Source organism: Micromonospora sp. NBC_01655 (assembly GCF_026339755.1).
In the GTDB taxonomy this organism is placed as follows: Bacteria; Actinomycetota; Actinomycetes; order Mycobacteriales; family Micromonosporaceae; genus Micromonospora.
Genome location: NZ_JAPEQF010000001.1, coordinates 1,701,430 through 1,725,755 on the forward strand (window position 1 = coordinate 1,701,430; position 24,326 = coordinate 1,725,755).

The 24,326-nt window shown below is 73.3% G+C and carries 22 protein-coding genes, 1 tRNA gene and 1 pseudogene; 13 read left to right on the forward strand and 11 right to left on the reverse strand.

The window, feature by feature from the left end:
* The first annotated feature begins 66 nt into the window (after window positions 1–66).
* Both OOK41_RS08070 and OOK41_RS08075 read left to right on the forward strand, forming a co-directional pair.
* Window positions 67–1,500, forward strand: a complete 1,434-nt coding sequence (locus tag OOK41_RS08070; RefSeq protein WP_266263653.1) for a chitinase — start codon at window positions 67–69, stop codon at window positions 1,498–1,500.
* Between the two features lie 150 nt (window positions 1,501–1,650).
* Complete coding sequence (locus tag OOK41_RS08075; RefSeq protein ID WP_117665451.1) at window positions 1,651–3,213, forward strand: cellulose binding domain-containing protein; 1,563 nt, start codon at window positions 1,651–1,653, stop codon at window positions 3,211–3,213.
* Between the two features lie 16 nt (window positions 3,214–3,229).
* Here the strand turns inward: OOK41_RS08075 and OOK41_RS08080 are convergent, their stop codons facing one another.
* Both OOK41_RS08080 and OOK41_RS08085 read right to left on the reverse strand, forming a co-directional pair.
* Window positions 3,230–3,901 carry a DedA family protein gene (locus OOK41_RS08080; protein WP_266263655.1) on the reverse strand — a complete coding sequence of 224 codons (672 nt, stop codon included), beginning with the start codon at window positions 3,899–3,901 and terminating at the stop codon, window positions 3,230–3,232.
* Between the two features lie 95 nt (window positions 3,902–3,996).
* Window positions 3,997–4,611, reverse strand: coding sequence for a DUF1349 domain-containing protein (locus tag OOK41_RS08085; protein ID WP_266263657.1), 615 nt, complete (start codon window positions 4,609–4,611; stop codon window positions 3,997–3,999).
* Window positions 4,612–4,719: 108 nt separating this feature from the next.
* Between OOK41_RS08085 and OOK41_RS08090 the strand changes: the two genes are divergently transcribed.
* A complete protein-coding gene (locus OOK41_RS08090) occupies window positions 4,720–6,372 on the forward strand; it encodes an alpha-amylase family protein (RefSeq protein WP_117665455.1) in 1,653 nt (550 codons plus the stop codon).
* A gap of 53 nt (window positions 6,373–6,425) precedes the next feature.
* Window positions 6,426–7,184, forward strand: coding sequence for a 3-oxoacyl-ACP reductase FabG (gene fabG, locus OOK41_RS08095; RefSeq protein WP_117665457.1), 759 nt, complete (start codon window positions 6,426–6,428; stop codon window positions 7,182–7,184).
* A 130-nt stretch (window positions 7,185–7,314) separates the two neighbouring features.
* Here fabG and OOK41_RS08100 read toward each other — a convergent pair whose 3' ends face one another.
* Both OOK41_RS08100 and OOK41_RS08105 read right to left on the reverse strand, forming a co-directional pair.
* Window positions 7,315–7,731: a hypothetical protein gene (locus OOK41_RS08100; RefSeq protein WP_117665459.1), complete on the reverse strand. Its 417-nt coding sequence runs from the start codon at window positions 7,729–7,731 to the stop codon at window positions 7,315–7,317.
* A complete protein-coding gene (locus OOK41_RS08105; protein WP_117665545.1) occupies window positions 7,724–8,119 on the reverse strand; it encodes a hypothetical protein in 396 nt (131 codons plus the stop codon). Before OOK41_RS08105 ends, OOK41_RS08100 begins: the two co-directional genes overlap by 8 nt.
* A gap of 250 nt (window positions 8,120–8,369) precedes the next feature.
* Between OOK41_RS08105 and OOK41_RS08110 the strand changes: the two genes are divergently transcribed.
* Both OOK41_RS08110 and erm read left to right on the forward strand, forming a co-directional pair.
* Window positions 8,370–9,275 carry a Gfo/Idh/MocA family protein gene (locus tag OOK41_RS08110; protein ID WP_266263660.1) on the forward strand — a complete coding sequence of 302 codons (906 nt, stop codon included), beginning with the start codon at window positions 8,370–8,372 and terminating at the stop codon, window positions 9,273–9,275.
* Window positions 9,276–9,820: 545 nt separating this feature from the next.
* On the forward strand, window positions 9,821–10,612 hold the full coding sequence (gene erm, locus OOK41_RS08115; protein ID WP_266263662.1) for an ErmE/ErmH/ErmO/ErmR family 23S rRNA (adenine(2058)-N(6))-methyltransferase: 792 nt from the start codon (window positions 9,821–9,823) through the stop codon (window positions 10,610–10,612).
* Between the two features lie 120 nt (window positions 10,613–10,732).
* Here erm and OOK41_RS08120 read toward each other — a convergent pair whose 3' ends face one another.
* Entirely contained in the window at window positions 10,733–10,924 is a 192-nt protein-coding gene (locus OOK41_RS08120) for a DUF2795 domain-containing protein (protein WP_117665549.1), read from the reverse strand.
* A 96-nt stretch (window positions 10,925–11,020) separates the two neighbouring features.
* On the opposite strand from OOK41_RS08120, the gene OOK41_RS08125 reads away from it, so the two are divergent.
* A complete protein-coding gene (locus OOK41_RS08125; RefSeq protein WP_266263664.1) occupies window positions 11,021–12,277 on the forward strand; it encodes an erythromycin esterase family protein in 1,257 nt (418 codons plus the stop codon).
* Window positions 12,278–12,335: 58 nt separating this feature from the next.
* Here OOK41_RS08125 and OOK41_RS08130 read toward each other — a convergent pair whose 3' ends face one another.
* The 3 genes from OOK41_RS08130 to OOK41_RS08140 all read right to left on the reverse strand — a co-directional run bounded on the left by OOK41_RS08130 (window position 12,336) and on the right by OOK41_RS08140 (window position 15,613).
* Window positions 12,336–14,537, reverse strand: a complete 2,202-nt coding sequence (locus OOK41_RS08130) for an MMPL family transporter (protein ID WP_266263666.1) — start codon at window positions 14,535–14,537, stop codon at window positions 12,336–12,338.
* A 43-nt stretch (window positions 14,538–14,580) separates the two neighbouring features.
* The gene (locus tag OOK41_RS08135) at window positions 14,581–15,126 is read right to left on the reverse strand and encodes a TetR/AcrR family transcriptional regulator (protein ID WP_117665551.1); all 546 of its coding nucleotides are present in this window, start codon (window positions 15,124–15,126) and stop codon (window positions 14,581–14,583) included.
* A 94-nt stretch (window positions 15,127–15,220) separates the two neighbouring features.
* On the reverse strand, window positions 15,221–15,613 hold the full coding sequence (locus OOK41_RS08140; protein ID WP_117665465.1) for a helix-turn-helix domain-containing protein: 393 nt from the start codon (window positions 15,611–15,613) through the stop codon (window positions 15,221–15,223).
* A 165-nt stretch (window positions 15,614–15,778) separates the two neighbouring features.
* On the opposite strand from OOK41_RS08140, the gene OOK41_RS08145 reads away from it, so the two are divergent.
* From OOK41_RS08145 to OOK41_RS08165, 5 genes and pseudogenes are all read left to right on the forward strand, one after another.
* Window positions 15,779–16,573 (forward strand): isocitrate lyase/phosphoenolpyruvate mutase family protein, encoded by a 795-nt coding sequence (locus tag OOK41_RS08145; RefSeq protein ID WP_266263667.1) that lies wholly within the window; start codon window positions 15,779–15,781, stop codon window positions 16,571–16,573.
* A gap of 69 nt (window positions 16,574–16,642) precedes the next feature.
* A pseudogene (gene ligD / locus OOK41_RS08150) lies at window positions 16,643–17,596 on the forward strand (non-homologous end-joining DNA ligase); the annotation flags it as partial.
* Between the two features lie 192 nt (window positions 17,597–17,788).
* Complete coding sequence (locus OOK41_RS08155) at window positions 17,789–18,232, forward strand: helix-turn-helix transcriptional regulator (protein WP_243639117.1); 444 nt, start codon at window positions 17,789–17,791, stop codon at window positions 18,230–18,232.
* 10 nt (window positions 18,233–18,242) lie between these two features.
* Window positions 18,243–18,653 carry a VOC family protein gene (locus OOK41_RS08160; RefSeq protein ID WP_117665553.1) on the forward strand — a complete coding sequence of 137 codons (411 nt, stop codon included), beginning with the start codon at window positions 18,243–18,245 and terminating at the stop codon, window positions 18,651–18,653.
* Between the two features lie 360 nt (window positions 18,654–19,013).
* Window positions 19,014–21,401 carry an excinuclease ABC subunit UvrA gene (locus tag OOK41_RS08165; protein ID WP_207892600.1) on the forward strand — a complete coding sequence of 796 codons (2,388 nt, stop codon included), beginning with the start codon at window positions 19,014–19,016 and terminating at the stop codon, window positions 21,399–21,401.
* 46 nt (window positions 21,402–21,447) lie between these two features.
* Here the strand turns inward: OOK41_RS08165 and OOK41_RS08170 are convergent, their stop codons facing one another.
* Window positions 21,448–22,164, reverse strand: a complete 717-nt coding sequence (locus OOK41_RS08170) for a DUF2306 domain-containing protein (protein ID WP_266263670.1) — start codon at window positions 22,162–22,164, stop codon at window positions 21,448–21,450.
* A 148-nt stretch (window positions 22,165–22,312) separates the two neighbouring features.
* Window positions 22,313–23,296, reverse strand: a complete 984-nt coding sequence (locus OOK41_RS08175) for an NAD(P)-dependent alcohol dehydrogenase (RefSeq protein ID WP_266263672.1) — start codon at window positions 23,294–23,296, stop codon at window positions 22,313–22,315.
* Window positions 23,297–23,406: 110 nt separating this feature from the next.
* Here OOK41_RS08175 and OOK41_RS08180 point away from each other — a divergent pair, with 110 nt between their 5' ends.
* Window positions 23,407–24,123: a TetR/AcrR family transcriptional regulator gene (locus tag OOK41_RS08180; RefSeq protein WP_117665479.1), complete on the forward strand. Its 717-nt coding sequence runs from the start codon at window positions 23,407–23,409 to the stop codon at window positions 24,121–24,123.
* Between the two features lie 100 nt (window positions 24,124–24,223).
* Here OOK41_RS08180 and OOK41_RS08185 read toward each other — a convergent pair.
* A tRNA-Arg gene (locus tag OOK41_RS08185) sits at window positions 24,224–24,298 on the reverse strand.
* Window positions 24,299–24,326: the final 28 nt, after the last annotated feature.

A 24,326-nucleotide genomic window follows, 5' to 3' on the forward strand; every position in this document is an offset into this window, starting at 1 on the left:
TAACAGTCCTAATAATAAGCGCCAACGTTGACGAATGTGGATGCCCGTCCGGGCGTGGAGGGTTGCATGAAGCGTTCCCGATCACTTGTCCTGGCCCTGGCGACGGCGCTGGCCGCGACCGTCGGGGCGGCCTGGGTGGCGCTGCCGGCGTTCGCCGCCGGGGCCACCGCCGGCTTCGTGAAGACCTCCGACTGGGGGACCGGCTGGGAGGGGAAGTACACGATCACCAACGGCGGGGCCACCGCCATCTCCGGCTGGACCGTCACCTTCGACCTGCCCGCCGGCACCGCCGTCGGCAGCTACTGGGACGCGCTGCTGACCTCCTCCGGCCAGCGGTACACCTTCACGAACCGGTCCTGGAACGGCACCGTCGCCCCGGGCGCGTCGGTGTCGTTCGGCTTCCTCGCCACCGGCTCCGGCAGCCCGACCAACTGCCAGCTCAACGGCGCCTCCTGCGGCGGCGGCAGCACCCCGACGACCGCCCCGCCCACCACCGCCCCGCCCACCACCGCCCCACCGACGACCGCCCCGCCGACCACTGCTCCGCCGACGACCGCCCCGCCGCCGACCACCACCCCGCCGACCACCACCCCGCCCGGCGGCCTGCCGAAGCACCTGCTCACCGGCTACTGGCACAACTTCGACAATCCGGCGGTCGAGCTGCGGCTGCGCGACGTCCCCGCCGAGTACGACCTCGTCGCGGTCGCCTTCGGCGAGGCCACCACGACCCCCGGCGCGGTCACCTTCGGCATCGACCCCGGCCTGTCCGCCGCCCTCGGCGGCTACACCGACGCCGACTTCACCGCCGACCTGCGGACCCTGCACTCGCGCGGCAAGAAGGTCATCCTCTCGGTCGGCGGCGAGACCGGCCGGGTCGCGGTCAACGACGCCACCTCGGCCACCGCGTTCGCCGACACCACGTACGCGCTGATCCAGCGGTACGGCTTCGACGGCGTCGACATCGACCTGGAGAACGGGCTCAACCCGACGTACATGGCCCAGGCGCTGCGCGCCCTGCGGGCCAAGGTCGGGGCCGGCCTGATCATCGCGATGGCCCCGCAGACCATCGACATGCAGTCCCCGGCCGCCGGCTACTTCAAGCTCGCCCTGGACATCCGGGACATCCTCACCGTGGTCAACACCCAGTTCTACAACTCCGGGGCGATGCTCGGCTGCGACCAGAACGCCGCGTACGGCCAGGGCACGGTGAACTTCATCGTCGCGCTCGCCTGCATCCAGCTCGAAGCCGGGCTGCGCCCCGACCAGGTCGGGCTGGGCCTGCCCGCCGGCCCCGGCGCGGCCGGTGGCGGCATCGTCGCCCCGAGCGTGGTCAACGCCGCCCTCGACTGCCTGGCGAAGGGCACCAACTGCGGCAGCTTCCGGCCGCCGCGCACCTACCCGGGCATCCGGGGCGCGATGACCTGGTCGGTCAACTGGGACGTCAGCAACGGCAACGGCTTCGCCCGCACCGTCAAGCCGCACCTGGCCACCCTGCCCTGACCCGACCGCACCACCCGGCACCAGCACACCCGGCACCAGCACCAGCCCGCACCAGCACCCCCGCACCACCGCCGGCCCGCCCCGCGCGGGCCGGCGGCCCCGCCCACCCCCTCGGGCGGTAACCCCCACCACCGGTCCCTGGAGGCCACCGTGAAACTCCGCTTCCCCCGCGCGGCGACGTTCGCCGCCGCGCTCGGCGCCGCCGTCGTGGCGGCCACCCTCGTGGCCCCGCCGGCCGCGTCGGCGGCCACCGCAGCCTTCGTCCGCACCTCAAGCTGGAGCAGCGGGTACGAGGCGAAGTTCACCGTCACCAACAACACCTCGGCCAGCATCGGCTCCTGGGACGTCCAGTTCGACCTGCCCGCCGGCAGTTCGCTCGGCACCTTCTGGGACGCCACGATGACCAGCGCCGGCCAGCACGTGACCGCCGTCAACAAGTCCTGGAACGGCGCGCTCGCCCCGGGCGCCAGCACGTCGTTCGGGTTCGTCGTCGCCGGCACCGGCGACCCGACCAACTGCACCGTCAACGGTGGCTCCTGCACCGGCGGCGGCAACCCGTCCGGCCCGGCCACCCCGGGCGGGCTGCGGGTCACCGGCACCACCGGCGCCTCGGTCTCGCTGGCCTGGAACGCCGTGTCCGGCACGGTCACCGGCTACCGGGTGTACGAGGGCGGCACCGTCAAGGCCACCGTCACCGGCACCTCGACGACGGTGTCCGGGCTGGCCGCCTGCTCCGCGCACAGCTACACCGTGGCGGCGTACAACTCCTCGGGCGAGTCGGCGAAGTCGCCGGCCGTCTCCGCCACCACCACCGGCTGCACCGGCGGCGGGAACGCCCCGATGGCCGCCGCCCCGTACCTCTACCCGGGCTGGGGCGATCCGCCCGCGCCCGCCACGGTGATGGGCGCGACCGGGATCAAGTGGTTCACCATCGCGTTCGTCCTCTCCGGTGGCGGCTGCACCCCGGCCTGGGACGGCAGCGGCCCGCTCACCGGCGGCGCGCACGCCAGCACCATCGCCGCGATCCGGGCCGCCGGGGGCGACGTCATCCCGTCCTTCGGCGGGTGGAGCGGCAACAAGCTCGGCCCGAACTGCTCGTCGGCCAGCGCCCTGGCCGGGGCGTACCAGCAGGTGATCAACGCGTACGGGCTGAAGGCGATCGACATCGACATCGAGAACAGCGACGAGTTCGAGAACGAGGCGGTGCAGGACCGGATCCTCGGCGCGTTGAAGATCGTCAAGCAGAACAACCCGGGGATCAAGACGATCGTCACCTTCGGCACCACGACCACCGGGCCGTCGTACTACGGCACCCGGCTGATCAACCAGGCCGCCGCGCTCGGGGCGAACATCGACACGTTCACGATCATGCCGTTCGACTTCGCCGGCGGCGCGAACATGTACCAGAGCACCGTCAACGCGGCCGAGGGGCTGAAGAACGCGCTGAAGAGCGCCTTCGGCTGGTCCGACGCCACCGCGTACACGCACATGGGCATCTCCGGCATGAACGGCCTGTCCGACCAGCAGGAGCTGACCACCCCGGCGACCTGGACGCAGATCCGCGACTGGGCGAAGGCCCGCGGGCTGTCCCGGTTCACCTTCTGGGCCGTCAACCGCGACCGCCCCTGCCCCGGTGGGGGAGTGGTGGCCAACTGCTCCGGCATCGCCCAGAACACCTGGGAGTTCACCAGCATCACCGCCCAGTACAGCTAGCCGGGCGGGCGCGCGGTCAGCGACCGGTGGTCACGGACTGCCGGTCGCGCCGCGCGCGGCGGCGGCGCACCCTCTTCACCGCCCAGCTCAGGATCATCACCCCGAAGATCGCGAAGATCGCGTAGTTGAACCAACTGCTGTACCGGTCCACCTCCGCCCAGCGCGACCCGAGCGCGAAGCCGGCCCCGACGATCAGCGCGTTCCACACCCCGCTGCCCAGCGTGGTGAGCAGGAGGAACTCGCCCAACGGCATCCGGTTCGCCCCGGCGGGGACGGAGACCAGGCTGCGCACCACCGGCACCAGCCGGCCGATCAGCACGGCCCACCGGCCGTGCCGCTCGAACCACCGGTCGGCCTTCTCCAGGTCGTCCCGGTCGACCAGCGGGATGTGGTCCAGCCACCGCTTCAGCCGGTCCTCGCCGACGGCCGCGCCGAGCCAGTAGAGCACCAGCGCGCCGACCACCGAGCCGACCGTCGCGGCGACCACGATGAGCACGAGGTTGAACCGGCCCTCGGCCGCGAGGTAGCCGGCCATGGCCAGCACGATCTCGCTCGGGATCGGCGGGATGATGCTCTCCAGGGCGACCAGCGCGGCCACCCCCACCGCGCCGAGCGAGTCGATCACGCTGGCGACCCACCCGGTCAGCCCGGTGAACCGCGACGGATCGACGTTCTGGGCGAGGGCCATGGGTGTCCTTCCGCGGAGCCGCCGGGGGGATCAGAAGGTGGTACCCAGTCCGGCGGCGACCACACCTGCCCCTGACCGGACCCCGGGCCCCGCGGTCAATCCTGCGGGTGCAGCGCCGCGTCCGCCGGGCCCTGCCGCCAGCCGAGGAACCGGACGGCCAGCCCGCCCCGGCTCGGCGAGCAGCAGAACGGCCCGGCCGACGCCTCGGCGGCCGGGGCGAGCGGGGCCAGCCGGACCAGCCGCCACGGCTCGTCGCCCGCCCGGGCCCGGACGGTCAGCGCGTCCCCGGCCCGGCTGACCCGGACCGTCACCTCCCGCCCGAACCACTCCGGCACCGGTGCGACCGACCAGTCGGAGACCTCGCGGGTGACCACCGCGCCGACCTGCGGCTGCCCGTCGCTGAACTCCACCCCGGCCTTGACCCAGTTCCGCTCGTCCACCCGGACCAGCACGCCGGCCTGGTCGAACTGCCCGGCGAAGTCGAGCCGGAAGGCGACCTCCACGGCGGTGCCGGCGGGCAGCGGGGCGAGCAGGGCCGGACCGTCGTCGTGCACGAATCCGTAGCTGGTGTGCCGCCAGAAGTCGCTGCCCGCGGCCGGCTCGACGACCAGCCCGCCGTCGGGGGTCGGTTCGGCCCGTACCGGCTGGTGCAGCCACCCGCCCTCGGCCCAGTCGACGTCCCGGTCCCCGGCATCCGATCCCACGCTCATAACCGGCACGCTACCGCCCGCCGGCCCGGCCCCGGTCCTCCCGGCCCCGGCCCGGCGCGGGCGGTGTTCGCGTTTGCCGGGAGCCGGAATCGGAGAAGGTACGCCGGCATGGGTGACAGGTGGTACTCGGAGGCGGTCGTCTACTGCCTCGACATCGACACGTACGCGGACTCCGACGGCGACGGGGTCGGCGACATCCGGGGCCTCATCGGCCGGCTCGACTACCTTGCCCGGCTGGGGGTGACCTGCCTGTGGCTGCACCCGATCCACCCGTCGCCGAACAGGGACGACGGCTACGACGTCACCGACTTCTACAACGTGGACCCCCGCTTCGGCACCCTCGGCGACTTCGCGGAGCTGCTGCACCAGGCGCAGAACCGGGGCATTCGGGTGATCATCGACCTGGTGGTCAACCACACCTCGGACGAGCACCCCTGGTTCCAGTCCGCCCGCTCCTCGCCCGACTCGCCGTACCGGGACTGGTTCGTCTGGTCCGACCACGAGCCGGACGACCGGCACCAGGGCATGGTCTTCCCGGGTGAGCAGAAGGAGACGTGGAGCTACGACCGGACCGCCAGGGCCTGGTACTACCACCGGTTCTACAAGTACCAACCGGACCTCAACTTCGCGAACCCGAAGGTGCGCGAGGAGGTCAAGAAGATCGTCTCGTTCTGGCTCCAGCTCGGCGTCTCCGGGTTCCGGATGGACGCCGTGCCGTTCATCATCGAGCTGACCGAGCCGGGCAACCCGAACTCGCCCAAGGACTTCGAGTTCCTCACCGAGCTGCGCCAGCACGTGCAGTGGCGCCGGGGGGACGCCGTCCTGCTCGCCGAGGCCAACGTGGAGCCCGACCAGCTTCCCGTCTTCTTCGGCGACGGCAGCGGCTCCGGCAACCGCATTCACATGCTGTTCGACTTCATGCTCAACGGCCGGCTCATGCTCGCCCTGGCCCGTCAGGACCCGGAGCCGGTGATCGAGGCGCTGCGGGACACCCCGGCCCTGCCCGCCGGCGGGCAGTGGGCCACCTTCCTGCGCAACCACGACGAGATCGACCTGTCCCGGCTCACCGCCGAGCAGCGCAACCAGGTGTACGCCGAGTTCGGCCCCGACGAGGGCATGCGCATCTACGACCGGGGCATCCGCCGCCGGCTCGCCCCGATGCTCGGCAACGACCGGCGGCGCGTCGAGCTGGCGTACGCGCTCCAGTTCTCGCTGCGCGGCACGCCGGTGCTGCGCTACGGCGAGGAGATCGGCATGGGCGAGGACCTCTCGCTGCCCGGCCGGGAGGCGATCCGTACCCCGATGCAGTGGTCGTACAAGCCGAACGCCGGCTTCTCCACGGCCGACCCGGAGAAGCTGGTCCGCCCGGTGATCGACTCCGGTGACTTCTCGTACGAGAAGGTCAACGTCACCGCCCAGCGCGGCGACCAGAAGTCGCTGCTGTCCTGGTTCGAGCGGATGATCCGGACGCTGCGCGAGGCGCCGGAGATCGGTTCCGGTTCGACCAGCCACATCGACGTGCCGACGCCGCCCGGGGTGCTCGCCCACCGCGCCGACGGCCCGACCGGGACGATGGTCTTCCTGCACAACCTCGGCACCGAGGACGTCGAGGTCGACCTCGGCACGCTCGCCGGCGAGGCGGACCTGCCGACGGACGTCCTCGCCGACCGCGGCTACGGCGAGGTGGGCAAGCTCGACTCGCTCAAGCTCGCCGGGTACGGCTACCGCTGGATCCGCCTCCGTCGCGGGGCCGCCTGGTGACCCCCGGGGTGGGTTAGGCTCCGGTGGTCGCCATAAGTTACCGGGAGGTAGGCATGTCCGAGGAGCAGCGGGTCGCGATCGTCACGGGGGCCGCGCGGGGGATCGGGGCGGCCACCGCCCGCCGGCTGGCCGCCGACGGTCTGGCGGTCGCCGTGGTCGACATCGAGGAGTCGGCCACCAAGGACACCGTGGACGCGATCGTGGCGGCCGGTGGCCGGGCCCTCGGCGTCGGCGCGGACGTCGCCGTCCGGGAGCAGGTCGAGGCGGCCGTCGAGCGAATCGCCGCCGAGCTGGGCGCGCCGACCGTGCTGGTCAACAACGCCGGGGTGCTCCGGGACAACCTGCTGTTCAAGATGACCGACGCCGACTGGGACACGGTCCTGGGCGTGCACCTGCGGGGCGCGTTCCTGTTCAGCCAGGCCGCGCAGAAGCACATGGTCGAGCGGAAGTGGGGTCGGATCGTCAACCTGTCCAGCACCTCCGCGCTGGGCAACCGGGGCCAGGCCAACTACGCGGCGGCGAAGGCGGGCATGCAGGGCTTCACCAAGACCCTCGCCATCGAGCTGGGGCCGTTCGGCGTCACCGTCAACGCGGTCGCGCCCGGGTTCATCGTCACCGACATGACCGCCGCGACCGCCGCCCGGATGAAGGTGGACTTCGAGGCACTCCAGAAGCACGCCGAGTCGGAGATCCCGGTGCGCCGGGTGGGCCGCCCGGAGGACGTCGCGCACACCATCTCGTTCCTGGCCAGCGAGGGCGCATCCTTCGTCTCCGGCCAGGTCCTCTACGTGGCCGGCGGCCCCAGGGCCTGACCCCACCCCCGCCACTCCGCCGCCCCCACCCACTCCGCCCCGCACTTTCACGGAAAGTGTGGCTATTCGGCGTCCCATCCCCCCTCTTTCCGTGAAAGTGCGGGGAGGCTCGGCTTGTGTGGGGGGAGTGTCAGGGGGCGGTGGGGCGGGTGCGCCAGAGCCAGAACAGGCCGAGCACCGGCAGCACCAGCGGGACGTAGCCGTACCCGCTGCCGAACTGCGACCAGACCGTCTCGTCCGGGAACAGGTCGGCGTCGACGAGGCTGAGCACCCCGACGCCGACCACCCCGACCAGCTCCACCGAACAGCAGGCCAGCGCGACCCGCCGGCCCGCGTGGCCGGCCCGGGCCAGCCCCACCGCGGCCACGATGTAGATCAGCGCGGCCAGGGCCGAGAGCAGGTACGCCACCGGCGCCTCGTCGAACCTCGTGGCGATCTGCAACCCCGCCCGGGAGGTCGCGGCGATCGCGAACAGCAGGTACACGGCGATCAGCAGCCGGCCCGGCCCGGAGTTCGTGGCCCGCCGTGAAACCTGGGTCTCAACCACCGAGCACCGCCCAGGTCTGTTGCAGCCGGACCACCACGATCGGGGTCACCAGGCAGATCGCGCAGATGATCGCCGACCCCCACCGGGTCGGCTCCATCCGGGCCAGCACCCAGGCCAGCGGCGGCAGGCAGACCAGCGTCACCAGGTACCCGAAGAACGCGCCGGGCTCGCCCGGCCGTTCGCCGCCGCCGAGCGCCACCAGCGCCGCGACCGCCAGCGCGAGCAGGCCCAGCTCCAGCACGGCCAGGCCGGCGAACTGCACCCGGTCCGGCGGCCGGTCGCGCACCGCCGCCACCAGCGCCCACACCGCGAGTACGAGCGACAGCACGATCGTCGCCGTCGCGAGGATTCCGTCCACCGGCGAGCCGGCCGCGGCTGCGCTGGTCATCGACGGCACCCCATCGGAGTCTCGGTCACCGGGACAGCCTACTAACCCGTGTAGTACTGGCCCCCGGCCCGGTCCGCCGCCACGCCCACCGCCGCCACGCCCACCGCCGCCACGCCTACCGCCGCCACGCCTACCGCTGGTCCCGCCCGGGGGCCGGTCCGGCCCCGTCGGCTGCGTCGGACCGGCCGGGCGACTAGCGTGGATCACGGCCGCGGGATCGCCGTGGCCAGCGACGACACCGGGAGTACACGTGCTGCGGTTCGGCTTGTTCGGCACTGGTCACTGGGCCGCGGAGACGCACGCGGCGGCGATCGGCGCGCACCCCCGCGCCGAGCTGGCCGGGGTCTGGGGCCGCAACCCCGACAAGGCGGCCGAGCTGGCGCGGCGGCACGGGGTGCCCGCCTTCACCGAGGTCGACGCCCTGGTCGACGCCTGCGACGCGGTCGCCGTGGCCCTGCCCCCGGACGTACAGGCGGACATCGCCGTCCGGGCCGCCACGGCCGGCCGGCACCTGCTGCTGGACAAGCCGCTGGCGCTCACCCTCCCCGACGCCGACCGGGTGGTGGCCGCCGCCGGGCAGTCCGGCGTCGCCTCGGTGGTCTTCTTCACCCAGCGGTTCCACCCGAACATCACCGGTTTCCTCGCCTCGACGGCGGCGGCCGGCGGCTGGCAGCACGCCCGGGCGACGATGTTCGCCTCGATCTTCCAGCCCGGCAACCCGTACAGCGGGTCGCAGTGGCGGCGGGACCGGGGCGCGCTGTGGGACATCGGCCCGCACGCCCTGTCGATCATTCTGCCGGTGCTCGGCCGGGTCACCCGGGTCGCGGCGGCCGACGGCCCGAGCGGCCTGGTCCACCTGCTGCTCACCCACGACGGCGGACCGACCAGCACCGTGTCGCTGACCCTCGACGCGCCGACCGAGGCCGTCACCCGCGACTTCGTCTTCTTCGGGGAGAACGGCGTGCAGGCCGTCCCGCCCGGCGACGGCAACGCGCTGACCGCGCTCTCCACCGCGATCGACCAGCTCGTCGAGGAGATCGACGCCGGCACCCGGGACCACCGCTGCGACGTCCGGTTCGGCCGGGAGGTGGTGGCGGTCCTGGCCGCCGCCGAGACCGCCCGCGTCGAGGGCCGCACCGTCGCCCTCCCCGCCTGAGAAGAGCGTGGTGACACCTCGACGTGGTCTCCCGCACCCGCCGAGGTCATGATCAAGGTTGCCTCGATCGGGCTGACGGCGGCTCGCCACGCCGGCGGACATCGCGCCTCAGGGCCCGACCGGGACCGCCCCAACGAAAACCGGTCGCCGGGGGCAGCCGCGCCGGTTACCCTCGCGCCATGTTCGCGCACGCCCTGATTGACGTGGTCGGTACGCCGGCCGCGTGGGCCCCGCTGCTGGTGGCCCGCCCGCGAGTCCGGCGTCCGGCCCCGGCCGGCCGGGACGCGACCCGCGCCTGATCGTCTCCGTCGATCCGACCCGTCCCCCTGCCGGACAGCCGCGCCGGGGGAGCCGCCGAGCCCGACCCGCCCCGCCTGCGGCCCGCCGCGCCGGGAGCCGCCGGTCGGGTGGTGACCGCTGTCGCGTACCCGCTCCGCGCCGAGGGCCGTCCGAGTCCCCATCCACTCGGACAGGCCCGCCCGCCGGCTGCCCGCCGGCCGCCTGTCCGGCCCGTCGCCGCCCGGCGACAGACAGGACGACGACCCATGGCGCCCCGCCGTACCCGTGCCACCGAACGCGACCGGTCCCGTCGCGTGCTGTCCCAGAACTTCCTCGCCGACCCGGGCGCCGTCGCGCGGCTCGTCGGGGCGGCCCGGCCCGACCCCGCCGGCCTGCTGCTGGAGGTGGGCGCCGGCCGGGGCCGGCTGACCCGTCCGCTGGCCGCCCGGTGCGGCCGGCTGGTCGCGTACGAGGTCGACCCGGTCGCCGCCGCCGAGTTGGCGGCGGCCTGCGTCGACCTGTCCGGGGTGACCGTGCGCCGGGCCGACTTCCTGGCGGCGACCCCGCCCGCCGAGCCGTTCGACGTGGTGGGCAACATCCCGTGGTCGCTGACCGCCGCGGTGGTCCGCTGGTGCCTCGCCGCCGACCGGCTGCGCTCGGCGACCCTGCTCACCCAACTCCAGTACGCCCGCAAGCGCACCGGCCACGCCGGCCGGTGGAGCCGGCTGACCGTACTGACCTGGCCGGAGCACGCGTGGCGGCTCGCCGGCACCGTGCCCCGGACCGCGTTCCGCCCGGTGCCGCGGGTGGACGCCGGCATCCTGCGCCTCGACCGGCGGGCCGAGCCGCTGCTGCCGCCGGGCGATCTGCCGGCGTACCGGCGGCTCGTGGAGGCCGGGTTCGGCGGGGTCGGCGGGTCGCTCGCGGCCTCGCTGCGCCGGCACCGACCCCGGGCCCGGGTGGACGCCGCGCTGCGGGCGGTCCGCCTCGGCCCGGACGCCCTCGTCGGCGAGGTCTGGCCCGAGCAGTGGCTCACCCTGTTCCGCCTGCTCCGGTGAGCGTTCCGTCCGGTGCCGACCGCGTCCACCGGCCCTCCCGGGGTGCCTTCGTGCCACGGTCGCCGGGGTCCACGGCAGGCCACGCGTGGGGGGAGCACCGCCGGGTGCCACGGCTCGGTCTCAGGCGAGACCGCTCAACGCCTGACTCAGCTCGGTGGGAGAGGTGAACTCCTCAACCGGCAGGGCGTGGAGCATCTGCAACACCTCCGTGCTGGCGCCGTTCTCCTGCCCCCAGCGGACCAGGTCCTCCCGGGAGACCGGGTAGTCGAGCCCGGTTAGGTACTCCTGCAACTCCACCCCACCGACCGTCATACCCCCGGCTACCCGCTGCCCCAAGAACCACACCACCCCCGGGCCGGGGGAGGGCGGTCGACGGTTTGGTGCGGCGGGGGCCGGGTAGCCGCGGACATGCTGGTACAGCGGCTCGGCGCGCCGAGCGACTTCGACCCGTTGCTGGAGCGGGTCCGGGACGCCCGGATCGTCATGATCGGCGAGGCGACGCACGGCACCCACGACTACTACCGGCTGCGCGAGCAGCTCACCCGGCGGCTCATCGCCGAGCGGGGCTTCTCCTTCGTCGCCGTGGAGGGGGACTGGCCGGACTGCGAGCGGGTGCACCGGTCGGTCACCGCCGCGCCGGGCGGCCTCGCCGACCCGCAGGCTGCCCTGGAGCGTTTCGAGCGCTGGCCGACCTGGATGTGGGCCAACGCCGAGGTGGCCCGGTTCTGCCGCTGGCTGCGGGCGTGGAACCTGGAGCGGCCGGCCCAGGGCCGGGCCGGCTTCCACGGCCTGGACGTCTACAGCCTCTGGGAGTCCATGCAGGCGATCTTCGACTACCTGGGCGAGGAGGAACCGGCCTCTCTGGAGGTCGCGCAGGAGGCGTACCGGTGCTTCGAGCCGTACGGGCGGCGGGTCGAGGAGTACGGCGCGGCCAGCCGATTCGTCTCGGCCCGCTGCGAGGAGGAGGTGGTCGAGCTGCTGGCGCGTACCCGGGAACGGGCCGCCTCGGACGGCCCGGACCGCTTCTCCGCCTGGCAGAACGCGGAGGTGGTGGCCGGCGCGGAGCGCTACTACCGGGCGATGGTGGCCGGCGGCCCGGAGTCGTGGAACGTGCGGGACATCCACATGGCGGACACCCTGGACCGGCTGCTGGACTTCTATGGCCCGGACGCCCGGGGCGTCGTGTGGGCGCACAACACCCACGTCGGCGACGCCCGGGCCACCGACATGGCCGCCGGCGGGCTGGTCAACGTCGGCCAGCTCGCCCGGGAGCGGCACGGGGCGGACGACGTGGTGCTGGTCGGCTTCGGCAGCTACCGGGGGACGGCGGTGGCGGCTCCCCGGTGGGGGTCGCCCGCCGAGGCGATGGTGGTGCCGCCGGCCCGGCCCGGATCGGTCGAGCGGCGGCTGCACGAGCTGATGCCGGAGCGGGCGGTGCTGGTCTTCGGCGGCCCGGACCAGCCCGGCTGGGTCACCGCCGAGCACGACCACCGGGCGATCGGCGTGGTGTACGACCCGACCTTCGAGTCGTGGGGCAACTACGTGCCGACCCGGCTGGGCGAGCGCTACGACGCCTTCGTCTGGTGCGACGACACCACCGCGCTGCACCCGCTGCCCACGCTCACCGCGTTCGGCGAGATGGAGACGTACCCGGCGGGGGTCTGAGCGGACGGGCCCCGCCCCGCCGGGTGAGCGGCGGGACGGGGCCCCGGGGCCGGGCCGGTCAGGTGTCGGCCGGCACCTTCTCGGCGAGGTGGGCACGCAGCCCCTCGCCCTCGATGTCCACGTTGGGCAGCAGCCGGTCGAGCCAGCGGGGGATCCACCAGGCCGCCTTGCCGAGCAGCGACATCACCGCCGGGACGATGGTCATCCGGACCACGAAGGCGTCGATGGCCACGCCGATGGCCAGCGCGAAGCCCATCGACTTGATGATCGGGTCGTCCAGGAAGACGAAGCCGCCGAACACCGACATCATGATCAGTGCGGCGGCGGTGACCACCCGGGCGCCGTGCCCCATGCCGTTGATGGTGGCCTGCTGCGCCGTGTCGCCGTGCACGAAGTCCTCCCGCATCCGGGAGACCAGGAAGACCTCGTAGTCCATGGCCAGGCCGAACAGGATGCCGATGAGCAGGATCGGCAGAAAGCTGACCAGCGGGCCCGGGGTGTCCAGGCCGACCAGGTCGGCCAGGTGCCCCTGCTGGAAGATCGCGACGGTGATGCCGAACGTCGCGGCGACCGTGAGCAGGAAGCCCAGGGCGGCCTTGACCGGCACCAGGATCGACCGGAACACCAGCATCAGCAGCAGGATCGACAGGCCGACGACGAGCAGCAGGTAGACCGGCAGCGCGTCGGAGAGCTTCTCCGACACGTCGATGCCGATCGCGGTCGCGCCGGTCAGCAGCACGTCCGCGCCGGTGACGCCGGAGACCTGCCGGCGGATGTCGTGCACCAGGCTCTCGGTGGCCTCGTCGGTCGGGCCACCCTTGGGGATGACCCCGAGCAGCGCGGTGCGCCCTGTCGGGTCGGTCTGCGGCGGGGCCACCGCGAGCACCCCGTCCGCCTGCTGGACCTGCTGGGCGACCTGCTGGACGGCGGCCTCCGTGGCCTGCGGCGAGTCGGCCGTGACGAGCACCGCGAGCCGGCCGGTGAAGCCCGGGCCGAAGCCCTCCCGGACCAGTTCGTTGTTCACCCGGGCCGGTGAGCCGGCCGTGGCGGTGCTGGCGTCCGGCAGGGCCAGCCGCATGTTGGGGGCGGGCAGCGCGAGCAGGCCCAGGCCGACCAGGGCGGCCAGGATCACCGGTACGCGCAGCCGGGTGACCAGGCGTGCCCAGCGGAAGCCGAAGCCGGACCGGTCCTCGGCCGCCGGCCCGGGGGTCCCGGCCGGCCCGGCCCCGGCGGCGACCGCCTCGGCCTTGCGCAGCTTGCGGGGCAGCACCCGGCTGCCGGCGAAGCCGAGCAGGGCCGGGGCGAGGGTGATCGCGACCAGCACGGCGACGGTCACCGTGCCGGCGGCGGCCAGGCCCATCACGGTCAGGAACGGGATCTGCACCACCGCCAGGCCGGCCAGCGCGATGACCACCGTGGCGCCGGCGAAGACCACCGCCGAGCCGGCCGTGCCGACCGCCCGGCCGACGGCCTCCTCCGGGGACAGCCCTTCCAGCAGGTTCTGCCGGTGCCGGGAGGTGATGAACAGCGAGTAGTCGATGCCGACCGCCAGGCCGAGCATCAGGGCCAGGATCGGCGCGGTGCTGGTCAGCTCGATGGCGCCGCTGAGCGCGTACAGGCCGGCCATGCCGACGCCGACGCCGATCAGCGCGTTGAGCATGGTCATCCCGGCCGCGACCAGCGAGCCGAAGGTGATGACCAGGACGATCGCCGCCACCAGGACGCCCAGCGCCTCGGTCGAGCCGATCTCCGGCTCGCCGCCCAGCACCTCGCCGCCCGGGGCGACCTGCCAGCCCCGCGCCTCGGCCTGCGCGCCCACCGCCTCGTACGCGTCGCGCTGGGCGTCGGTGACGTCGTCCGCGCGGCCGGCGAACTGCACCTGGATCAGCGCGTACCGGCCGTTCGGGGAGATCGCCTGGGCCTGGTACGGGTCGACCGCGCCGACCACGCCGGGCAGGGTGGCCGCCTCCTGGGTCACCTGCTTGACCAGGGCCTGCCCCTCGGGCGTGGCGAGCTGGCCGTCCGCCGGAGCCTTCACGGCGATGGTGCCGGTGGCCCCGCTGGCGGCCGGGAAGCGTTCGGCGAGCAGGTCGAGCGCTTGCTGCGACTCGGTGCCGGGCATGCTGAAGTTGCTCGCCGTCGGGCCGCGCAGCGTCGCCGCGGCGAGGCCGAGGCCGACGAGCACGACGAGCCAGACGACGGCGACGAGCCGTCGGCGGCGCAGCGAGGCTCGGCCGAGCCGGTACAACAGGGTCGCCATCAGATCCTTGTCCTCGGTCGTTGGTGAACTGGACGGTGGTGGGTCAGTCGAGGGGTTCCAGCGCGCGCCGGACCAGGCCGAGCAGGGCCTCCCGCAGCTCGTCGTCGGGGACGTCGCCGAACTCGCCGCACGTCTCGGCGATCCCGGCGAGGACGACCAGCGCCGCGATCCGGGCCGCCGGGCGCGCCGAGTGGCCGGCGAACGCCGCGATCAGCCGCTCGGAGATCTGCTGCACATCCGCGAACGCCGGCTGCTGGAGCAACTCGGGAAACTCCCCACGGAGCAGCGCGATCTGCCGCCGGAAGCGCACCGCGAGGCCCACGAAGCCCTCGCCGGCGACCCGCTGGGCGTCCGCGCCGGTCAGCCCGGCGAACCGGTCGTCCAGTTCGTGCAGCACCGCGATCGCCGGGGCCATCAGCTCGCCGAGCAGGGCCTCCTTGCTGGCGAAGTGGTAGAGCACGGTGGCCTTCGAGACGCCGACCTCGCGGGCGATGTCCTGCAACGAGGTGCCCTTGTACCCGGTCACGGCGAACCGCCGTCCCGCCGCCGCCAGGATCTCGGCGTGCGTCTCCGGTGCCACTCGCGCCATGCCGGCCACCTCCCGCCCACCAGCATGCCTGACCGATCGGTCAGACCCTGACCGATCGGTCAGGGCGGTCGGGTGGCGTTCGCCACAGCCCGGCTCAGCCCGGGATGCCGTGCTCCCGGTCGTACTCGGCCCGGGCGTCGGTGATGGCGGTGCGGTGCCGCTCGGCCCAGGTGGTCAGCGCGACCAGGGACTCGTACAGCTCCAGGGCCATCCCGGTGGCCGCGTACTCGACTCTCGGCGGCACCGTCGGATGGACCGTGCGGCGCAGCAGCCCGTCCCGCTCCAGGTTGCGCAGGGTGAGGGTGAGCATCCGCCGGCTGATCCCCTCGACCCGCCGTTCCAGCTCGGTGAAGCGGACCGGCCCCTGGGCGGTGGCCACCAGGATGCCGATGCTCCACTTGCCGCCCACCCGGTCCAGCACCTCCCGGACCGTGCACGCCCGAACCTGGCCGGGGGCGCAGGGCATCTCGCTGTTCCCCTGGGGCATCGGCCGCCCTCCTTTCGTTCCGCCTGATGGTCACAGACGGTGGCCCTGGTCACCAGCGCGGCGGGGGCGGGGGCGGGCGGCGGGTCCGGCCCGCCGGGCGGTCGAAATGCCGACACGGCTCTTTCGAAGAACAGGCACCGCCCCGCGGGCTGCCATGATGCGGTGATGACCGAAACCCCATCGACTCTCGTCGAGCGCGCGGACGCGCTGCGCGCCCTGCACAAGACCGGCGACCCGCTGGTGCTGCCCAACGCGTGGGACGCCGGGTCCGCCCGGGCCGTCGTCGCGGCCGGCTTTCCGGTCGTCGCCACCAGCAGCGCCGCCGTCGCCGATTCCCTCGGGTACGCCGACGGCGAGGACACCCCGGCCGACGAGATGTTCGCCGCCGTCGCCCGGATCGTCCGCGCCGTGCCGGTCCCGGTCACCGCCGACCTGGAACGGGGGTACGGGCTGAGCCCGACCGAGCTGGTCGAGCGGATGCTCGCCGCGGGCGTGGTCGGCTGCAACCTGGAGGACTCCGACCCGCGCACCGGCGCGCTGTACGACGCCGAGGAGCAGGCCGAACTGCTCGCCGCCGTCCGGGCCGCCGCCGGCGCGGCCGGCGTGCCGCTGGTGCTCAACGCCCGGATCGACCTGTACCTGCGCGGGGCCGGCGATCCGGCCGACCGCACCGCCGACGCGGTCCGCCGGGCCCGGCGCTACCGAGAGGCGGGGGCGGACTGCGTCTACCCGATCGCCCTGGCCGACCCGGAGCAGATCGCGGAGCTCGTGGCCGGTGCGGAAGCCCCGGTGAACCTGGGCTTCAAGCCCGGCGTGTCGAGCCTGGCCGAGCTGGCCCGGCTGGGCGCCGCCCGGGTCAGCTTCGGTCCCGGCCCGTACCACGTCAGCAAGGGGCGGACCGTGGCGCTGCTCGACGCGCTCCGGGCGGGCGGGAACCCGTACGCCCCGCCCTCGGCGTAGGGGCGTCCGGTCGACGTCGCCTCCGTGGTCCCGGTTGCCTCCGGGCGGCCGGACCGCCAGGGTGGGGTGATGAGCGACGCGGAGCAGAACCGGGGCGGGGTGTCGCTGACCAACCTCGACCAACCGCTGGCCCCGGAGACCGGAGCCACCAAGCGGGAGCTGGTGGACTACCTCGACGCGGTGCACGGGCGGCTGGTCCCGCACCTGCGGGACCGGCCGCTGTCGGTGGTGCGGGTGCTGCGCGGGCAGCCCCCGTTCATGCAGAAGAACCTGCCGAGGTACACCCCGGCCTGGGTGCGCCGGGTGTCGGTCTGGGCCGAGGCGTCGCACCGCGAGGTGTCGTACGCCCTCTGCGACGACCGGCGCACGCTGCTGTGGTTCGCCAACCAGCGGGCGGTGGAGTACCACCCGACCCTGGCCACGGTGGACCGCCCGGGCCACCCGACCCACCTGGTGCTGGACCTCGACCCGCCGGAGGGGGCCGCCTTCGGCACGGTCGTGGCCGCCGCCCGGCTGGTCCGGCAGGCGCTCGTCGACGCCGGGCTCGCCGGGGCGGTCAAGACCAGCGGGGCGAAGGGGCTGCACGTGTTCGTCCCGGTCGAGCCGGGCGCGAGCGCCGAGGACCTGGCCGCTGCCACCCGGGCCCTGGCCGTCCGGGCCGAACGGCTGGACCCGGCGCTCGCCACCACCGCCTTCATCCGCGAGGACCGGGCCGGGAGGGTCTTCGTCGACTCCACCCGGGCGGGCGGGGCGACCGTGGTGGCCGCGTACAGCCCCCGGCTGCGCCCGGGACTGCCGGTGTCCTTCCCGGTCGGCTGGGACGACCTCGACGCGGTCGCGCCGGCCGACTTCACCGTGCGGACCGTCCCCGCCCTGGTCGCCGACGATGATCCGTGGGCCGGGTCGATGCCGCCGCCCCAGCGTCTTCCCGCCGACCTGGTGGAGCAGGGCCGGGGCATCCCGGTCGCCCGGGTGCAGGCCATGCACGAGGGCAAGCGCCGGGCCCGCGTCCGGCGCGCCGCCGAGCAGGATGCCGTGTCCGGCCCGCCCGGCCGCCCCGCCGATCCGGCCACGGGCGGCGGGGCGGGCTGACCGGCGGTACGGCGGCGATGGCATGGTCTGTTCCCTCCGGCGGGTTCTCCTGGGATGCCGGCGAGCTCGGCACGGGCGCCGAGGCGCTGGGCAACTCCGGCGCGACGTGGCACGATTTCGCGGGTGACCAGCAGATCCGCCGCCGCGCAGCACCTGCGCGACCTGGCGCGGCTGCGCCGCGTCCGCGACCGGATCGACCGGGAGTACGCGCAGCCGCTGAACGTCGAGGCGCTCGCCCGTGGCGTGCACATGTCGGCCGGGCACCTCGGCCGCGAGTTCCGGCGTGCCTACGGTGAGTCGCCGTACGCCTATCTGATGACGCGGCGCATCGAGCGCGCGATGGCGCTGCTGCGTCGTGGCGACCTCAGCGTCACCGAGGTCTGTTTCGCGGTCGGCTGCGCGTCGCTGGGTACCTTCAGCACGCGCTTCACCGAGCTGGTCGGTGTGCCGCCCAGCACCTATCGGGACCGGACCGCTCGCGCGGCGGCGGAGATGCCGTCCTGCCTGGCGAAACAGGTGAGCAGACCGATCAGGAATCGAGAAGCGCCGGCCCCGGGGCGCACCTAGCGTGGCCGGTATGGACATCACCATTCACACGAGCTTCCTTCCGCATGACAACCCGGACGCCTCGCTGGCCTTCTACCGCGACACCCTCGGCTTCGAGGTCCGCAACGACGTCGGTAGCGGCAAGATGCGCTGGATCACCGTCGGTCCCGCCGGCCAGCCCGACACGTCCATCCTCCTGGCACCGCCGGCCGCCGACCCGGGCGTCACCGACGAGGAGCGTCGCACCATCGTCGAGATGATGGCCAAGGGCACGTACGGCTGGATCATGCTGGCCACCCCCGACCTCGACGGCACCTTCGAGCGGCTCCAGGCCGGCGACGCCGAGGTCGTCCAGGAGCCCACCGAGCAGCCGTACGGGGTACGCGACTGCGCCTTCCGCGATCCGGCCGGCAACCTGATCCGCATCCAGGAGCTGCGCTAGCCGTCCGGCGATCCAGCCGAGACCTGACGAGACCACACCGTGGAGGAGCCCGCGCACGATGCCGGCGACGGCCGCCGGTTGCACTGACGCCCCGGCCGGGCGCACCGCCCGGCCGGGGCCCGAGGCCCCACGGGCCGAAGCGGCGCGGATCTTGCGCCGAGCGCGACCCGGCCAGCGCCGGCCGGACGGGCGTCGGGCCGCCCCGGCCGACACCGCCGATCAGGTGAACAGCGGACCGTTGCCGCGACCGCACCGACGTAGCAGAACCAGACGTACCGCTCGAAGCTGGCAGATCGAGCCAGGCGACGCCGGCGGAGACTGCGAAGGCAGCCCCGCCCAACAGATGGAGACACGATGATCATGGCCACGAGGACGGCCCCGCAGTCGCCTGCGGCACACCTTGCGGACAGCCACGACCTGATCCGGGTGCACGGCGCGCGCGTGAACAACCTCAAGGACGTCAGCGTCGAGCTCCCGAAGCGCCGGCTGACGGTGTTCACCGGCGTCTCCGGCTCGGGCAAGAGTTCGCTGGTGTTCGGCACGATCGCCGCGGAGTCGCAGCGGATGATCAACGAGACCTACAGCGCCTTCGTGCAGGGTTTCATGCCGACGCTGGCGCGGCCCGAGGTCGACGTGCTCGACGGGCTGACCACCGCGATCATCGTCGACCAGCAGCGGATGGGCGCCGACACCCGCTCCACGGTCGGCACCGCCACCGACGCCAACGCCATGCTGCGCATCCTCTTCAGCCGGCTCGGGAAGCCGCACATCGGCTCGCCCCAGGCATTCTCCTTCAACGTCGCCTCGATCAGCGGAGCGGGTGCGGTCACCCTGGAGCGCGCCGGGCGGACCGTGAAGGAGCGTCGCAACTTCAGCATCACCGGCGGAATGTGTCCCCGCTGCGAAGGCCGGGGCGCGGTCTCCGACATCGACCTCACCCAGCTCTACGACGACTCCAAGTCGATCGCCGAGGGCGCGTTCACCATCCCCGGCTGGAAGTCGGACAGCTGGTGGACGGTGCGGACCTACGCCGAGTCGGGCTTCCTCGACCCGAACAAGCCGATCCGCAGGTTCACCAAGAAGGAGATGCACGACTTCCTCTACCGGGAGCCGACCAAGGTGAAGGTCGAGGGCGTGAACCTCACCTACGAGGGCCTGATCCCGAAGATCCAGAAGTCGTTCCTGGCCAAGGACGTCGACACGCTACAGCCGCACATCCGCGCCTTCGTGGAGCGGGCGGTGACGTTCACCACCTGCCCCGAGTGCGACGGTACCCGGCTCAGCGAGGCGGCGCGATCGTCGAAGATCGACAGGATCAACATCGCCGACGCGTGCGCGATGCAGATCAGCGACCTCGCCGAGTGGGTGCGCGGTCTGGACAAGCCGGCCGTCGCGCCGCTGCTGGCGAAGCTGCGGCACACCCTCGACTCGTTCGTGGAGATCGGGCTGGGCTATCTCAGCCTCGACCGGTCGTCCGGGACGCTGTCGGGCGGCGAGGCCCAGCGGACCAAGATGATCCGCCACCTCGGGTCGTCGCTCACCGACGTCACCTACGTGTTCGACGAGCCGACGATCGGGCTGCACCCCCACGACATCCAGCGGATGAACACCCTGCTGCTGCGGCTGCGGGACAAGGGCAACACCGTGCTGGTCGTGGAGCACAAGCCGGAGGCGATCGCGATCGCCGACCACGTCGTCGACCTCGGCCCGGGCGCCGGCACCGAGGGCGGCGAGGTGGTGTTCGAGGGGACCGTCGAGGGGCTGCGGGCCAGTGGCACGCTGACCGGGCGGCACCTGGACGACCGGGCCTCCCTGAAGCCGTCGGTGCGGACGCCGTCGGGACTGCTGGAGGTGCGCGGCGCCAGCACCCACAACCTGCGGGACGTCGATGTCGACATACCGCTCGGCGTGCTGGTCGTGGTGACCGGCGTGGCCGGGTCGGGAAAGAGCTCACTGATCCACGGCTCGGTGGCGGGACGGGACGGGGTGGTGTCGGTCGACCAGACCGCGATCCGCGGCTCGCGACGGAGCAACCCGGCGACGTACACCGGACTGCTCGACCCGATCCGCAGGGCGTTCGCGAAGGCCAACGGCGTGAAGCCGGCGCTGTTCAGCGCCAACTCCGAGGGCGCCTGCCCCAACTGCAACGGCGCCGGCGTCATCTACACCGACCTGGCGATGATGGCCGGCGTAGCCACCACCTGCGAGGAGTGCGAGGGGAAGCGGTTCCAGGCAGCGGTGCTGGAATACCACCTCGGTGGCCGCGACATCAGCGAGGTGCTCGCGATGTCGGTGGCCGAGGCCGAGGAGTTCTTCGGCGCCGGCGAGGCGCGTACGCCGGCCGCGCACGCCATCCTCGACCGGCTCGCCGACGTCGGGCTCGGCTACCTCAGCCTCGGCCAGCCGCTCACCACGCTGTCCGGCGGCGAGCGGCAGCGGCTCAAGCTGGCCACCCACATGGCCGAGAAGGGCGGCGTCTACGTCCTCGACGAGCCGACCACCGGCCTCCACCTCGCCGACGTCGAGCATCTGCTCGGGCTGCTCGACCGGCTCGTCGACTCCGGCAAGTCGGTCATCGTCATCGAGCACCACCAGGCGGTCATGGCGCACGCCGACTGGATCATCGACCTCGGCCCCGGCGCCGGTCACGACGGCGGGCGGATCGTCTTCGAGGGCACCCCCGCCGACCTCGTCGCCGCCCGCCGCACCCTCACCGGCGAGCACCTCTCGGCCTACGTCGGCACCTGACCGACGAACGGCCCGAAGGCGGCAGTCTCGTGCGGCCGGGCGGGGTTCACAGGGGTCGGACCGAAGTCGCGGGGGCCCGGCGGCGCCGGGCCCGGAGGCCAGCCGGGCGTCGGATGACCCATTCGGCGACGGCCACGTTGATGATCCAGCCGGAGCCTACGGAGAGGGCGGTGCTCAGGTCGCTCGTGCCGAACAGGGTCTCACCGATGGGTTGGGTGAGTGCCTGGGTGCCGGCGCTGACGGCGAGGGCGTAGGCACGGATCATCCAGGCGCGGTGGGCGGCGATACGGCGACGCCGAATCGCGGTGAACCCCAGAACGATGCTGGCGGCCATTGCCGACCCGACCAGGAGCCGGATGCCCCACAGCAGGTCACCGCCCGGGGCGTCGGGGTAGAACAGCGTCATCCAGGTCCCGGAGGCGGCCACGATCAGGCCGGCCGCGATCAGTATCCGGCCGGACCGCCGGTGCCAGCCTGGATGGCGGCGACGCAGCCGGGCGGAGAACTGGAACGCGCCGAGGAAGGCGTAGAGGGCCGCGGCGAGCACGTGCACCACGACGGGTGTCGGGGAGGCGTCGATGCGCGGGTTGGCGGGTAGCAGTTGCGGGCCACCGGCGAGTTCGAGAAGCCGCAGTGAACCGGCGACGACCGGGACGAGGCTGAGGACCACCAGCGCTACGGGGAGGTGCCAGCCCGACCCGTCCCGGTCGACCGGCGGGCGCCGTGCTGCCGGTCGGGTGACCGGGACGGTGTGCCTGGTCATTCGACACCCGCCGTCGTGGCCACGCGCGGACCGTCGAGCGGGGCCGTGTAGCCGGTAGGTGCGGTGCGCGAGAGCGAACGGGCGAGTCCGATCATGGCGATGCCTTTCGGTAGGACCAGGAAGGGCAGCAGGCGTGCGTCAGGCGGAGTCAGATGGTGATGACCACTTTCGCCCGCGCGTGTTCGCCTTCCAGGTACCGGATGGCTTCGGGAACCTCGGGCAGCTGATACGTCCGGTCGATGACCGGGGTGAGGCGGCCGGCCTCGGCGTGGGTGCGGAGCGTGTCGAGGTGTTGCCGGCTGGGCGCGGTGGTGAGAATGGCGATGCGCTGCCGCACGAAGGGCGCCAGCAGGCGCCCGCGCGCGATGAGCCAGACCGGCCCGACGAGACTGCCACCGCGGTAGACGCCGCCGCCGGAGAGCACGAGCGTCCCGGTCGGGGTCAGCGCTCGCCGGAGCGCGGTGAGGGAACGGTTGCCGACCAGGTCGAACACGACGTCGTGGCGGCCGGCGTCGTGGGTGAAGTCGTCGCGGGTGTAGTCGACGACGTGATCGGCGCCGAGGGAGCGCACCAGGTCGACGTTGCGGGTGCTGCACACCCCCGTCACGCTCGCGCCGAGCGCCTTGGCCAGTTGGACGGCCAGGGTGCCGACGCCGCCGGACGCGCCGTTGACGAGGACGCGGTGGCCGGGCTCGACCTGCCCGACGTCGCACAGTCCCATGAGTGCGGTGACGCCGGCCAGCGGCAGGACGGCCGCCTGCTGCGGCGTCAGGTTCCCGGGCTTGCGCGCGACCAGGGTCTCGGGCACGCATGCGTACTCGGCGAACGCGCCGTTGGCGTCGCCCAGGTCGCCGAAGACGGCGTCGCCCGGTCGCACCTGCCGGACCTCGGGGCCGACGGCTTCGACCCGGCCGGCGAAGTCGCGGCCACGGATTCGCGCCCGCGGCCCCGACCGGCCCAGCGACAGCCGCGCCAGCCGTGGATCGCCGCGCATGACATGCCAGTCGTACGCGTTGAGCGCGGCGGCCTCGACCCGCACGAGCACCTCGTCGGCCGCCGGCACCGGGGCGTCGACGTCCGCGAGCGTGAGCGTCTCCGGCGGGCCGTACCGATCCTGGACGATCGCTTTCATCTCTCCCCTCCCCAGGTGTACGCCGTACACCTCCTACGAACAAGGTAGGTGTACGCCGTACACCTGTCAAGGTGGCTAGGGTTGATCGCCGTAGGAGGTTGAGGACCGTGATGGCTGAGCAGGCTGAGACGCTGCGCCGGGCGCCGCTGAGCAGAGAGCGCGTCCTGCGCGCCGCCGTCACGCTCGCCGACGAGGCTGGGATCGAGTCCCTCAGCATGCGCAACCTCGCCCAGGATCTGGGCGTCGTCCCGATGGCCCTCTACAAGCACGTGGCGAACAAGGACGAACTGCTCGACGGCATGATCGACGTGGTCGTCGGCGAGATCGATCCGCCGGTGCCCGACGCCGACTGGAAGCGCGTGATCCGCGAGCGCATCCTCTCGGCGCGGCAGGTGCTGCTGCGCCACCCCTGGGCAGCGCTCGCGATCGAGTCGCGGAACGAGGCGACGCCGGCCCTCCTCGGCTACCTCGACTCGATGGTCGGGACGCTCCGGGAGGGCGGCTTCTCCACGGACCTCGCCCACCACGTGATGCACGCGATGGGCAGTCGCATACTGGGCTTCAGCCAGGAGTTGTTCGACGCCTCCCGGCGCGCCGGTCGGTCCGGCACGGCCGAGCCCGACCCGCCGGCGGCGTTTCCGGCGGAGGCCGCCGCCCAGTTCCCGCACCTCGCGGCGATCGCCACCGCGGCGTCACACGACGACACGTCGGTCGTCGGCCAGGGCTGCGACGACCAGTTCGAGTTCGAGTTCGCTCTGGACCTGATGCTGGACGGCATCGAACGGCTGCGCCAACAGGGCTGGACGTCGTCGCGCCCAGCCAGGTGAGACGGTGCCCTGACGCGCGTCAGGGCGGGTGGCCGGACACACGACTAAGGCCCCTGACCGGGCTTCCCCTGGTCAAGGGCCTTTTCGTGCTGGTCTGCTCTGGTGCCCCCGGCAGGATTCGAACCTGCGCCCCCGCCTCCGGAGGGCGGTGCTCTATCCCCTGAGCTACGGGGGCTCAGCGACTGGAGAAGACTAGCAAACGC